General features: G+C 68.1%; 10 protein-coding genes. 5 read left to right on the top strand and 5 right to left on the bottom strand.

Annotated elements, in window-relative coordinates; all coding sequences use genetic code 11:
* Positions 1–412 precede the first annotated feature (412 nt).
* The 4 genes from rnk to ACSQ2F_RS19970 all read left to right on the top strand — a co-directional run bounded on the left by rnk (position 413) and on the right by ACSQ2F_RS19970 (position 5,061).
* Complete coding sequence (rnk, locus tag ACSQ2F_RS19985; protein WP_436025997.1) at positions 413–820, top strand: nucleoside diphosphate kinase regulator; 408 nt, start codon at positions 413–415, stop codon at positions 818–820.
* A gap of 81 nt (positions 821–901) precedes the next feature.
* Positions 902–2,518, top strand: coding sequence for a GMC family oxidoreductase (locus ACSQ2F_RS19980; protein ID WP_436025996.1), 1,617 nt, complete (start codon positions 902–904; stop codon positions 2,516–2,518).
* 25 nt (positions 2,519–2,543) lie between these two features.
* On the top strand, positions 2,544–3,278 hold the full coding sequence (locus tag ACSQ2F_RS19975; protein ID WP_436025995.1) for a glutathione S-transferase: 735 nt from the start codon (positions 2,544–2,546) through the stop codon (positions 3,276–3,278).
* Positions 3,279–3,492: 214 nt separating this feature from the next.
* The gene (locus ACSQ2F_RS19970) at positions 3,493–5,061 is read left to right on the top strand and encodes a capsule assembly Wzi family protein (protein WP_436025994.1); all 1,569 of its coding nucleotides are present in this window, start codon (positions 3,493–3,495) and stop codon (positions 5,059–5,061) included.
* Here ACSQ2F_RS19970 and ACSQ2F_RS19965 read toward each other — a convergent pair.
* The 3 genes from ACSQ2F_RS19965 to ACSQ2F_RS19955 all read right to left on the bottom strand — a co-directional run bounded on the left by ACSQ2F_RS19965 (position 5,053) and on the right by ACSQ2F_RS19955 (position 9,124).
* A complete protein-coding gene (locus tag ACSQ2F_RS19965; protein ID WP_436025993.1) occupies positions 5,053–5,490 on the bottom strand; it encodes a response regulator in 438 nt (145 codons plus the stop codon). The genes ACSQ2F_RS19970 and ACSQ2F_RS19965 overlap by 9 nt on opposite strands.
* Before the next feature lie 146 nt (positions 5,491–5,636).
* Complete coding sequence (locus tag ACSQ2F_RS19960) at positions 5,637–6,689, bottom strand: hypothetical protein (RefSeq protein WP_436025992.1); 1,053 nt, start codon at positions 6,687–6,689, stop codon at positions 5,637–5,639.
* Positions 6,690–7,168: 479 nt separating this feature from the next.
* Entirely contained in the window at positions 7,169–9,124 is a 1,956-nt protein-coding gene (locus ACSQ2F_RS19955; RefSeq protein WP_436025991.1) for a phosphatase PAP2 family protein, read from the bottom strand.
* Between the two features lie 306 nt (positions 9,125–9,430).
* Between ACSQ2F_RS19955 and ACSQ2F_RS19950 the strand changes: the two genes are divergently transcribed.
* Positions 9,431–10,876 (top strand): IS1182 family transposase, encoded by a 1,446-nt coding sequence (locus tag ACSQ2F_RS19950; protein ID WP_436021821.1) that lies wholly within the window; start codon positions 9,431–9,433, stop codon positions 10,874–10,876.
* Between the two features lie 182 nt (positions 10,877–11,058).
* Here the strand turns inward: ACSQ2F_RS19950 and ACSQ2F_RS19945 are convergent, their stop codons facing one another.
* Together ACSQ2F_RS19945 and ACSQ2F_RS19940 are read right to left on the bottom strand one after the other, a co-directional pair.
* Positions 11,059–11,202 carry a hypothetical protein gene (locus tag ACSQ2F_RS19945; RefSeq protein ID WP_436025990.1) on the bottom strand — a complete coding sequence of 48 codons (144 nt, stop codon included), beginning with the start codon at positions 11,200–11,202 and terminating at the stop codon, positions 11,059–11,061.
* 367 nt (positions 11,203–11,569) lie between these two features.
* Positions 11,570–12,004 carry a hypothetical protein gene (locus tag ACSQ2F_RS19940; RefSeq protein ID WP_436025989.1) on the bottom strand — a complete coding sequence of 145 codons (435 nt, stop codon included), beginning with the start codon at positions 12,002–12,004 and terminating at the stop codon, positions 11,570–11,572.
* Positions 12,005–12,716 lie beyond the last annotated feature (712 nt).

The following is a 12,716-nucleotide window of genomic DNA, read 5'->3' as shown; positions in this document are numbered from 1 at the left end:
TGCCGCGCGCCATGCCGTCGGCCGCTGTTGTTTTCCCCGGGACCGCCACGAAAGTGGACGACCGTGCACTATTTTGACCTGACATCCCCATCGCCGTCACCCCCTTTCGGCAGAACCGTGCCGTTCCGCCACGCATGGGTATGATGGGCCGATGCACCCGAGCCTCACGCTTCCCAGTGAACCGACCGCCCTTGCGGCCGTCGGTCGCGAGCGGGTGCCCGCCTCTCCGGCGGACCAGCCCTCCCGAGGGCTCCAGCCAGCCGCACATTCCTGAGCCCGGCGATCCTCCCTACCCGTTTCCTGTTGCGCATGCACTGATCGCCGGGCCTCAGCCTCAACCCCTTCGGTTGACCTGCCCGCGCTCATCCCTCACGGGGCCGTCCGCCCCGTGCCCGACCTGATCGGAACCGCCATGAACATCACCCTCGCGCCGGAGCGCACCCTCTCCGAACTCGACCATGTCCGCCTGAGCGCACTGGCCCGCCGCAGTGCCGGCGCGCATGCGCTCCTGGAGGCCGTGCTGGAGGCCGCCACCACCTTGCCGCCGCGCGAGGTGCCGCCCGACGTGGTCACCATGCATTCGCGCATCTGCCTGGCCGACGCGTCAGACGGCGCGCGTTCGGAGATCACCCTCGTCTATCCGCAGGAAGCCGATCCGGCCGCCGGCCGGGTGTCGGTGCTGTCGCCTGTCGGCGCTGCACTCATCGGCCAGCAGGTGGGCGCGGTTGCGCGCTGGTCGACCCCGGGCGGGCAGGACCATGCCGCCGAGATCCTGTCCCTGAGCTTTCAGCCCGAGGCGAGTGGCGACTACACCTCCTGACAGCAGGGCAAACGCCGTTGACAGGCTGCGGGCCGCCCGGGAGGATCGCGCCGCCGACATTCCCGACGGCCCGGAGCCCGCGTGCCTGATTCCATCCTCGAGACCCAGACCTTCGACTATGTCATTGCCGGCGGAGGCTCCGCCGGCTGCGTGCTGGCCAACCGGCTGAGTGCCGACCCGCAGGTGCGCGTGGCGCTGGTGGAAGCCGGTGGCGACGGCACGAGCCTGCTCCAGCGGGTGCCCATCGGCGCGGTGGCCATGGTGCCCACCGGCTGGAACAACTGGCAGTTCGAAAGCGTGCCGCAGCCCGGACTCAACGGCCGGTGTGCCTACCAGCCGCGAGGCAAGACGCTCGGCGGATCGTCCTCGATCAACGCCATGATCTACACCCGCGGGCACCGGGCCGACTACGACCACTGGGCCGCGCTGGGCAACCCCGGATGGTCGTATGACGAAGTGCTGCCCTACTTCCGGCGCGCCGAGCACAACGAGCGCCTGCACGACGGCTTCCACGGCCAGGGCGGCCCGCTCAACGTGGCCGACCTGCGCACCGACAACCCCTGGCAGCAGATCTTCCTGCAGGCGGCGCGCGAGACCGGCTTGCCCATCAACGACGACTTCAATGGCGCCGAGCAGGAAGGCGCAGGCCTGTACCAGGTGACGCAGAAGAACGGCGAGCGCTGGAGCGCCGCGCGGGCCTATGTGCACCCGGTGCTGACCGACCGGCCCAACCTTTGCGTCTTCACCCACACCCACGCCCTGAAGGTGCGGCTCGACGGCAAGCGCGCCACGGGGCTGGAGGTCTGGCACCGCGGTGAGGCCTTCGTGCTCGAGGCGCGGCGCGAGGTGATCCTGAGCTGCGGGGCGCTGCAGTCGCCGCAGCTGCTGCAGGTCTCGGGCATCGGCGACGGCGCGGCATTGGCTCGCGCGGGCATCCGGCTGCGCCACCACCTGCCCGGGGTTGGGCAGAACCTGCAGGACCACCTCGACTTCACCTTCGGCCACGAGGTGGCCGACGCCGCGCTCTTCGGGCTGTCGCCGCGCGGCTGGTGGCCGGCGCTCCAGGCGCTGGAGCGGTATCGGCGCGAACGGCGCGGCAAGCTCACCAGCAACTTCGCCGAGGCCGGCGCCTTCCTCAAGCTGACGCCGACGTCGCAGGTGCCGGAAGTGCAGCTGCACTTCGTCGTCGCGCTCGTGGAAAACCACGCCCGCACGTTGCACCTGCGTCACGGCCTGTCGTGCCACGTGTGCGTGTTGCGGCCCAAGAGCCGCGGCACGGTCGAGGCCGCGGGCCCGGACATGCGTGATCCGCCCCGAATCGACCCGCGCTACTTCGAGCATCCCGACGACCTGGAGGACATGGTCGGCGGCTACCACCTCACCCGGCGCCTGCTCCACGCCCCCGCCATTGCGTCGCGCCTCGGCCGCGATCTCTTCACCCCCGGCGTTCGGACGGACGCCGCGGTGCGCGAGGTGATCCACGCGCGCGCCGAGACGATCTACCACCCGGCCGGCACCTGCAAGATGGGGCACGATCCGCTGGCCGTGGTCGATGCCTCGCTGCGAGTGCACGGCATCGATGGCCTGCGCGTGGCCGACGTCTCCATCATGCCGACGCTGGTCGGCGGCAACACCAATGCACCGGCCATCATGATCGGGGAGAAGGCGGCCGACCTCATCCTTGCCGCTGCAGGCTGATCCCCGCGCGCGCTACAGTGGGTCCATGGCCGCCTACGAACTTCACTACTGGCCGACGATCCAGGGCCGCGGCGAGTTCGTCCGCCTCGCCCTGGAAGCCGCCGGTGCTCCCTACATCGACGTCTGCCGCGCCGGCGACGACCCTGCCGACGCGGAGGCCGCGTTGCTGCAGACGATGGCCGACCCGGGCCTCGCCCATCCACCCTTCGCCCCGCCCTTTCTCCGGGACGGCCCGGTACTGGTCGGGCAGACAGCGGCCATCCTCCACTACCTTGCGCCGACCTTGAAACTGGTCCCCCGCAGCGAGCCCCTGCGGGCCTGGACGCAGCAGATCCAGCTCACCATTGCCGATGCGGTGGCGGAGGCTCACGACACCCATCACCCGCTCGGCGTCGGCCTCTACTACGAAGACCAGAAACCCGAGGCCCTTCGGCGCGCCCGCGAGTTCTGCGCCAGCCGCATGCCGAAGTTCCTGCAGTGGTTCGAGCGCATCCTGGTGAGCAACCCGGCCGGGCTGCGCCACCTGGTCGGCGGCAAGCTGAGCTATGCCGACCTGTCCCTGTTCCAACTTGTCGAGGGATTGCGCTACGCCTTTCCGCAGGCAGCCGACAAGGTACTGGCCGACACGCCGCAGGTCGTCGCGCTGCACGCCCGCGTGGCCGCCATTCCGCGCGTCGCGGCCTACCTTGGCAGTGACCGCCGCATTCCGTTCAACGAGCAAGGCATCTTCCGCCGCTATCCCGAGCTGGACCTGCCCTAGGTCCGCGGGCCGCAGAGACAAGGGCGAACCGTGGCTGCGCCGCACGCCGGCGTTCCCTTGCCGCAAAGCGGAGTGCCTCAGGTCGCGCCCGGACGCTGCACCAACTCGCGTGGGTCCGGGCAACGCCGGCGGGTCACCCAGTCGATCCCCAGGGAATTGACCGCGCGCGTCGCACCAGGCCTACAGTCGGCGGCTCCACCTTCCTGAAGCCGCCATGCGCCTGTCCCGTGTCCGTCGGTCAGCGTTCTCACCCCTGACCCTGCTGCCATGCCTCGCGGCGTTGCTGCCAGCTGCCGCGCACCTGCAGGGCCGCGCGGCCACCGATCCCGATGCCGAGGCGCAGCAGCGGGCGCCGTGTCTGGTGCTGCTGGCGCCGGGTGATCGAGGCCTGCGGTCGGACCTGGCGTGGCTCGTCGATCGCCGCGTCCTCGACCTGCCGCTGTCCACCTGGCCGTTGCCTTCACCGCTGCTGCGAGCGGCGCTGTCGCGTGTGGACGCGTCGCGGCTCGCCGCGGTCGACTCAGATGCGCTCGCGCGCGTTCAGCGGGCGTTGGACCGGAGTGCTTCACCGGCTCGGCTGACCGGCCGGCTCAACACCGGGGCTCATCCGTCGCTCGATGGCAGCGACGCCGCCAAGGGATCGGCGGCGGCACGCCTGGGCGCCTACGCCGGGGGCCCGGATTGGGGCGGCCAGTTCACCGTGGCTGCCACGGCCGACCGGCTGTGGGCCGGGGACGGGGGCCCGGTGAACCTCGACGGCAGCTACCTGGCGCTCGGTACCCGCTGGGCGGTCGTGTCGGCCGGTGTCAGCGACCGCTGGTGGGGACCGGGGCAGTACGCCAGTCCCATCCTGTCGAATGCGGCGCGGCCGATCGCCAGCGTGATCGTGCGACGCGCCGAAGACACGGCGCCCAGCACGCCGCTCCTGTCCTGGGTGGGCGCGTGGGGCTATGAGCTGTCGGCCGGCCGCCTGTCCGGCTACGATCCCGCCGGCACGCGAACCATCGGCATGCGCTTCTACACGCGGCCCTGGCCCAACGTGGAACTGGGCTTTTCGCGGTCCATCCTGTGGGGTGGCCACGGCCGGCCGCGCGACACGGGGGCACTGTGGCGCGCCCTGCGCGGCGACAGCAACATCGACGACCCTGCGCGACGGGGCGAGGACCCGAGCGACGAGGTCGCCGGCTTCGACCTTCGGGTGTCCGGCCAATGGCCCGATGACAGCACCTGGGCCGCCTACCTGCACATCGTGGGTGAAGACGAGGCCGGCGGCCTGCCAGCCAAGCGCTTCGGCACCGTGGGGCTGCAGGCGCGCACCCTGGTCGGCAACCAGCGCGTCGAGGCGGTGGTGGAGGCTACCGACACCGTGACCTCACGCCTGTTCGGGCTGTCGTCCGGACCGTCCACCGGCCCCGCCGCCATCCATGGCACATACGTCGACGGGTACTACCAGGGCGGCTTGCCGATCGGCGCCCACATCGGCGGCGGCGGCGACCTGCTGAGCTTCGGCTTCGGCTGGATCCCCATCGACCATCCGGCGGCGCTGAGGATCAACACCACCGTCTTCCATGGCGACGTGAATGGGTCCGGCCCGCAGCCGATCAACGCCGCCTTCTCCGAGCCCGGATCGCTCAGCGGGTTCACGTTCATGGTGGAAGGCGAAGCCCTGCAACGGCGGAGCACCTGGCAGGTCGGCCTGTCGGCACAGCGGTACGCCGGCAGCAGCCGTCCGACCTTCGGCCTGCTGGCCGGCTTCAGCGTGCCGCTCTTTCAGTCACCTTGACGTCGTGCCGGCGTCCCGGTGCTCGTGTGCACCGCAGGCCGCCGTGACGATGGCGGTCAGGTGGGAAATGTTTCCCGGCTTCAGCAGGAAATGGTCGAACCCGGCCGCTCGCGCACGACGTTCCATGTCGACGCTGCCGGTCAGCGCGATGAGACAGACGTCGCGCCCCTCCGGCATGGACCGCAAGGCACGCGCCTCGTCGAGACCATCCATGTGGGGCATGTCCAGATCGGTGACCACCGCGGCGGGGCGGTGGCGGCGGACCAGCATCAGGCCGTCCGAGGCGCTGTAGGCGACGCGGACGTCAATGCCCCCGAGCTCGAGGACCATGGCAACGGTGTCGGCTGAATCCTTGTCATCATCGACAACGACCGCACAGGGGGTGAGGTACTGCATGAGGAAGGCATCGGTTTCCTCCTTGCGTGGCAAGGGCTGTACCTGCCGCCTCGCGCCGTCCCCCGGACGGCTGCCATCTCGGCGGCCCAAGGCTCCGGACCCCGGTCTGTCGGCGAGCACCGCCTCACCAGCGTCTCGGCGCCCGGGGCATGTCCCCGACGCCTCGGCGCCCGGTCAAATCAGATCTTCAACGCCGCCGCGATGCTGTCATGGGCCGCCTTGTTGAGCCGCACCTGGTAAGGCAGGAAGGTCAGCCGATCCAGGGCAGTCGCCCCGTCCGGATTGGAAACGCAGTAGCTGGAACTCAGCACCGCACCGTGGCGCGTGAGTGAACCGGTGTAGACATTGCCGCCTCGCTCGAAATAGATGCGGTACTGCGGGGTGAGGCTGAGCGTCGCCTCCACCGGACGCGCCTGGCTGGCGATCCACATCGACACCCCCGCCGCACTGACGAAGCTGCCGTCGGTCGGGCCGTACGTGCGGCCATCGCTGTTGGATCGGATGCCCGAAACCAGCGCCAGCTCCAGCGTGGTCCCCGAGGCGCAGGGCGACACGTTGGCGCTCGTGGTCACGGTGGTGCAGTCGAAGACGGCATAGCGATCACCGACGTTCGTCGCGGTGTACGTCACATAGGCCGCCCCCGGCAGGAACGACCGTGTGGCGTCCAGGATCAGCGTGTTCGACCAGAACGAGTTGTACCAGTGGGCCAGTTCCCCAGGCGCCGCACGCACGAGCCCGGCGAGGGCCACGGTCGAGAAGCCGCTGCGACGCTGGGTGTGCGCCACCGTGCGGCCATCGCTCGCCAGCGTGTCGACGAGCACGTCGGCGCCGACGTAGCGGGTGACGTGGGACAGTTCGGCGTCCGGCACGACCAGCACCACGCCGTCCTTCAGGAAGCGCGACGGTGCGGCGGGCGGCATGGCCAGCGTCCTCGCAAGGTTCACGCGCGGCGCCTGCGTGGTCTTCTGCGCGCCGCCTGCCGGCGAGGCGGGAAGCGAGGCGAAATCGGAAACCGCGTGATGGGTCCCTGACACCGGGGTGCCCGAATAGGGCAGGTTCCAGGACAGGCCGTAGCTGGCGCCGGGCGCGACGATCAGCGCCTCGAAGGCCTTCTGGTCCGCGCTCGGCTCCGCCGTTTCGTTCTCGCCGCTCCCACCGCACCCCGAGGCCAGCGCGGCGACCGTCAACGCCATCGCGGCGCGGATGACCGCCTTCTCGTTCTTCTTCGACATGACTCTCTCCCTGATGATCGTCCGGTGCAACGCCTCGCGCGTGCGGGCGTCGTCTGTGGCCGCGGATCATATGGAAACGGTACCCCTTGTCTATCGCAGGGTCCCGGTCGCCGACGGTGTTCGCGACATGAATCACGAACCCGAAGGCCAGTGACGTGTTTCGCCCTCGCGGGCCCGTTCAGCATGGCTTCCTCCGCCGGTGCCGATGTCGGCTTGGCCGGCATGGGCGACTACGAACGGGCCCGGCGATTGAGCGGACCTGCGCCGGTCGCATCAGCGCGAATCGTCGCGTCGACGGGCTGCGGTTCCGCCGACGACCGGGAACGGTCCCGGGGCCGCCGGCTTTGCCGCTCACCTCGTGAAGCCAGTGGAGGTCAATGACCTCCTGAGGTCGCCGGATCCGGCGCATCGGGGCGCCGCCCGATCCGCGTGCGCCCCACGGCCGCCGTTCCATGGCGGCGTGCCGGACCCGGCATCGCTCACCCGTCCATGCGCACCGACAGGCCGCTCGGCGAGTAGATGGGCGTGACCTTGCGGCCCTCCACGATGACGCTCGTGAACGTGCCGGCAAGGCGCGTGGCGCTCAACAGCGGGACCACCGCACCCACGGCCGGCACCTGTGCGGCAGGGAACCGCACGACGAGCGTGCCGCCCGCCAGCGTGGCCGTGCCGTTCACGGTCAGGCCGGGCGCTGTGGTGCTGCTGGCCGTCAGTTCCAGGGTAGATCCTGGCAACTGGGTGTAGGCACCGGTCACCGTCACGCCGGTCGGGGCCTCGATCGCGAGCTTGCCGCCCGAGATGTGCACCGGGCCCTTGCCCAGGGCCGTCATGGAGGCGGCCTGGAGGGTGCCGGCCGACACCACCGTGCCGCCGCTGTAGTGGTTCGCACCCGCCAGTCGCAGTGCGCCGCTGCCCGCCTTGGTCAGCAGCCCGCCGCCGCCGATGTCGTTGCGCCAGGTGTCCTGGGCGTGGAAGGCACCGGCCGTCGCGTCCATCGTCACCGTCACGTCGCCATCGAAGCGACCGTAGCCGTCTGCTGCATCGAAGAGGTTCAGGCGCCCCCATCCCTCGGCGTCGTCCATGACGGGGTAGCCGGACGGCAGTGCGGTCGTCTTCAGCACCACGCGGCGTTGGTCGTCGCTCAGATAGGGCAGCCGCGTTTCCAGCAGCACTTCCGCGCCCTTGGGCACCGTGGCCGGCCGGGTGGTCGAACCGATCGGCTGGAAGCCGATCGTCATCAGGCGCCGGTGGGTCGCCTTGTTCGCCGCGTGGTCGGCGTAGGCGTCGTTGGCCGTCGTGCCGGACAGGGCGAACGCGCGGAAGGCGGCGTCGTCGGTGGCGCCTACGGCGGCCATCAGGGTGGTGCGGGCCTGTTCACGGGCGGCGGCGCGCCGGTCCTTGTTCGCGCCGGTCGACAGGCTGGCGGCTGCGACAGCCAGGCCCTGGATGCGCCCGCCGATCACGTCCAGCGGCGAGTGCATGCCCGAGAGGATGCGGTTCTCGCCCATCACGAGGGAACGCGTCATCATCTCCTGGTAGCGCTCCGGCACCAGGTAGGCGATGGCGATCGACTTGCGGATGCCCTCGGCGGTATGTCCGCTGATGAACCCGCCGTCGGTGGCGGGCGTGGCGCTCTTGGCCGGAACGAGGGCCGGAACCACCTGCACGTCGCTGCTCCAGCGCCATGGGCGCGCGTACTTGTAGAAGCGCTTGGCCGGTTCGGTGGAACCGTTCTCCCCGATGTTGGCGATCAGGTCCACCACGGTGCCGAAGTTGTGGGTGTTGACGCCCGTGCCCGTGCCGTTCTCGTTGCCCTTCTCGTCGTAGCGGACGGTCGTGGCATCGGCGGGAATGCCGGTGATCGTGGTGGTCTGCTCGCTCGCCGTTCGCCACGCGGACGTGAGCGGGCCCAGCCCGTCGGCGATGCTATAGGTCTTGCCGCGCCGGTCGTCCAGGTAGGCGGCCAAGGCCTGCGCCTCGGTGCGGGCGCGCGTCGCCTCGACGACATAGCCGATGTTGGCGGCATGGACCTGCGCGTTCACCACCCGCCCGTCCGTGGCATCGCCAGGTACGCCGCTCCACGTGGAAGCCGGCACGGCCGGATAGCCGTCCAACGCCGGCGCGCTCACCCCGGCGTCGACCCGCAGGGAACTCGGCTGCCAGATGTCGAGGAAGCCGGACACCACCCGCACGCCGGCGTTGGTCTCGAGCGTGGCGTAGCGGGCGTCGCCGCGCTGGTTGCTGGCCACGTGATCGACGAACGCAGGGACTTGCGCTGCAGAAGGTGCGGGTGCGGTGTCGACGAAGCCGACGCCCTGCGGGGCGCTCGGAATGGCAACGGCCGGGCTGTCATCGCTGCCGCCGCAGGCGGCGAGCGCGAGGGTGGTGGCAAGCGCGAGCGTCAAGGGTCGGCGGGCGAGAAGGGATGGGGACATCGGAATCCGGAAGAAGAGGCGAGCGGCCAAGGAGAAGGAAGACGACGCCACCGGCTTGAGCGTGGCGAAGCCGCGCACTCTAGAGTCGTCACATGTCAGCGGCGTGAACGATGCAGGGCGGTCACGGCGCCCGTCGTGCCGCGCGACGGGAGGTGTTGTCGTCCAAAGTTGCTGAGCCTTGTCCGAAGTTGTCGGTTCGGACCAGTCCGCGAGAGGCTGCTTCAGGCTGAGGCTGTGTGAAAACCCGCTCACGGCCCAAGCGGCAGGGTACTAGAGTCGGGACCCAGGTCAAGCCTGGGAGGCGACATGCCGCGATTCGTGGAAGGTCTGGATCGACATCAAGTCACGTTGCTGCCTGAATGCCTCGATGACTTTGTGGCCGAGGACAATCCGGTCCGGGTGATCGAGGCCTTCATCGATGAACTGGACTTGGCCGCACTCGGCTTCGACGGAACGCGGGCTGCCGCGACGGGGCGACCCGGCTATCACCCGTCGGTTCTGATGAAGATCTATCTCTACGGCTACATCAACCGCATTCAAAGCAGTCGCCGGTTGGAACGCGAGACCCAGCGGAACATCGAACTGATGTGGCTGACCGGCCGCCTGGCGCCGGACTTCAAGACCCTCGCGGACTTCCGACGCGACAACGGGCCCGGCATCCGCAACACCTGCCGCCGGTTCATCGAACTCTGCCGGCAGCTCAAGCTGTTTACGCAGGCGGTTGTCGCTGTCGACGGCAGCAAGTTCAAGGCGGTCAACTCGCGGGACCAGAACTTCACGGTCACGAAGATCCAAAGGCGGCGGGAGCAGCTTGAACAGCACATCGAGCGTTACCTCAGTGCGCTCGACACCGCCGATCGCGTGCAGGAGCCGGAGCTGGTGGCCAAGACGAAGCGCCTGAACGAAAAGATCGCGTACTTGCGCCAGCAGATGCGTGAGCTCGACGCCATGGAGGTGCAAGTGAAGGCCCAGCCGGATGGGCAGATTTCAAAGACGGATCCCGATGCTCGGGCGATGAGCACCCACAGCAAGGTGACAGGCGTTGTTGGCTACAACGTGCAGGCCGCGGTCGATGCCGAGCACCACCTGATCGTCGCGCATGAGGTAACTAACGTCGGCAACGATCGAACACAACTGCATCCCATGGCAATGGCGGCCAAGCAGGCAATGGGGCTGCAAACAGTCGAGGCCCTCGGCGATCGTGGCTACTTCAACAGCGTGCAGATCAAGGCGTGCGACGACGATGGAATCGCCGCCACGGTGCCGAAGCCGATGACGTCAAACGCGAAGGCCGAGGGACGATTCCACAAGGGGGACTTCATCTACATCGCGAGTGACGACGAATACGTGTGCCCCGCTGGACAACGGGCAACATATCGCTTCACGCGGGACGAAGATGGCCTGAACATCCGCCGCTACTGGAGCGGCGCTTGCGCGGGTTGCCCCATCAAGCCGCAGTGCACGCCCAGCCCATACCGACGAATCAGTCGATGGGAACATGAGCACGTGGTCGAGGCGGTACAGCGCCGGATCGATCAGAACCCGATGGCGATGCGGGTTCGCAGGCAGACGGTAGAACACGTCTTCGGCACGCTCAAGCACTGGATGGGCTCGACCCACTTCCTGACGCGAACGCTGCGCAACGTGGGGACCGAGATGAGCCTGCACGTGCTGGCCTACAACTTCAAACGCGTGCTCAGCATCCTCGGTATGACGAAGATGATGGCAGGGCTGCGCGCGGCCTCAGCATGAGGCTATAGACAGGTCTCCACGCTTTACCAAAGCTCAACGAGCCTGCGATTCCTTCGGAGCCGTCAGTCCGCGGAAGCGACGTCCAGGACCTCGGCACAGCGCGACCACTCCCCATACGCCACGGCCGAAGGGATACGCAGCGTTTTCACACGGCCTCGGCTGAGAGCGGCCGTTCAAGCAATCTACTTCGGGTTGACGAAGCTGTGCTGCACTTCGCCGTCGTGTCCGACATGGATGTAAACCTGCCCACCGAGCTGCGCCTGACAAGCCCCGACGATCCAATGCGTCGGCGTGCATTCGAGGTTGAACGACGGCTTCCAAGACATGCCATGCTCCACTGCATAGTCCCTCGCCCGCACGAGCGCCGTCATTGGTTCAAGGGCGGTCCCGTGTGATGCTGGCTCCACGGAGGCTTCGCCAGACTCCACGTCGACACGCACGGAAAGTTCGGCCTCCGATTACACCTCCCAGTGTCCTTTTTCAAGGTAAATCACGAAGGGCGGATGCCATTGCCACTCGCGTTCAACGGCGGTCGCCGATGCAATTCGGAAGGCGTCGAGTTCGTCGGTCGGCATGTCGGCTTCTCAAGGGCGTTTCCGCGTGGAGTTGTTCGAATCTGCCATGCCGCGGACACCACCAGCGCTCGGCACTGTCATCGCCCGCATCAGGCTGAAAGCGGTCTCTCAATGGGCCTCAGGTAGACCCGTTCAACCACGGCGCGAGTTGAGCGTTGGAGAGCTGAAGGTCTCGAAGTATTTCGACGGCCCGCTCGGATACGACAAGCCTGCCGTCCGCGGCAGTGCCGAAATCATCAACGCCGGCCGCTCCAGTCGGCTGGAGCCAGGCGAAGCTCGGTAGCTCAACGACGGGTTGGAAGTCCATGAACTCGGGCGACTTCGAAATCTGCACTTCGCCGAACCTCGCTCCGGTCGCGCCCATCCTTGTAAGCCGGCCTTGTGCACTTGCGGTGACAACGAAACAGGGAAAGCTCTCGATGAGGACGTCGCCTAGCCAGCCTTCGAATTCGTAGTGCAGTCGACTGACCACTGGCGGGTGGACCGACGTGTCCATCACCGTCTCACCTCCAAGGCCCCCTGCGACCTCAGGCTCCACAACAAAGTAGTTCATCGTTGCACCGGTTAAGCGTGGCACGACTGCCGACTGCAGTCTCTGGGCTCAGGTCCGCTTCTGCTGTGCCGCGGGGCTGGCTGCTTAAGGCTGGAAGCGGTCCTTCAAGCGTCCGTCTTGGGATCTATCCACCCGGGTCGAAGCCCTCGCGCAAACTCGTCGCGGACCTGGGCCAAAGACTCAGCGTGTCCACCGTCGGCCTCTGCTTCACCGACGCAACCCCAGCAGTCACCGCCGCAATCGGCCGACAACGGGTCACTGGGTTCATCTAAGAGGCGTCGGCAGATCCCGCATTTTCTTAAGCGCGCGAGATCGTCGGCCGACTGCGCTGCATTCGGGCCGATCCCCGCCGTCGACAGTTTTCCGGCTGCATTCATGGCGTGCATTATCGACGCCGACCGTGGCCGCTTCCGCTGCCCTGCGGCCGGCCGCTTCAGGCACAAAGCGGGCGTCGAGAAGAACCAGTACTGTCACGCTCCAGCCTCGTCCGCAAGATCTGTCTCCTGGACCCACAAGGAGCGGGCTACGGGGTTGTGGCAGTGCAAACCTAACGCGGCCGGATCGACGTCGAATTGGACGAGGACACGAGGCCCGCTGGCCAGGCGTCCGACAGGCGAATCATCGGAATCGACCACAGTACCGGAGTAGCCAATCAGCTGCCAATAGTCTTCTCCGAGGCGCTGCTCTTTAGGCGCGCACTTGGCGCCTTGGA

Origin of the sequence: Rhizobacter sp. LjRoot28 (assembly GCF_964253025.1) — a bacterium.
Classification (GTDB): Bacteria; Pseudomonadota; Gammaproteobacteria; order Burkholderiales; family Burkholderiaceae_C; genus Rhizobacter.
Note: the sequence above shows the minus strand (reverse complement) of the source record. Positions and strands in the feature narration are given on the sequence as shown.

What these genes read in the sequence shown, in the direction of transcription:
- rnk (WP_436025997.1), top strand. Translation starts at nt 413, where the DNA reads ATGAACATCACCCTCGCGCCGGAGCGCACCCTCTCCGAACTCGACCAT.
- ACSQ2F_RS19975 (WP_436025995.1), top strand. Translation starts at nt 2,544, where the DNA reads ATGGCCGCCTACGAACTTCACTACTGGCCGACGATCCAGGGCCGCGGC.
- ACSQ2F_RS19970 (WP_436025994.1), top strand. Translation starts at nt 3,493, where the DNA reads ATGCGCCTGTCCCGTGTCCGTCGGTCAGCGTTCTCACCCCTGACCCTG.
- ACSQ2F_RS19960 (WP_436025992.1), bottom strand. Translation starts at nt 6,689, where the DNA reads ATGTCGAAGAAGAACGAGAAGGCGGTCATCCGCGCCGCGATGGCGTTG.
- ACSQ2F_RS19955 (WP_436025991.1), bottom strand. Translation starts at nt 9,124, where the DNA reads ATGTCCCCATCCCTTCTCGCCCGCCGACCCTTGACGCTCGCGCTTGCC.
- ACSQ2F_RS19950 (WP_436021821.1), top strand. Translation starts at nt 9,431, where the DNA reads ATGCCGCGATTCGTGGAAGGTCTGGATCGACATCAAGTCACGTTGCTG.
- ACSQ2F_RS19945 (WP_436025990.1), bottom strand. Translation starts at nt 11,202, where the DNA reads ATGTCTTGGAAGCCGTCGTTCAACCTCGAATGCACGCCGACGCATTGG.
- ACSQ2F_RS19940 (WP_436025989.1), bottom strand. Translation starts at nt 12,004, where the DNA reads ATGAACTACTTTGTTGTGGAGCCTGAGGTCGCAGGGGGCCTTGGAGGT.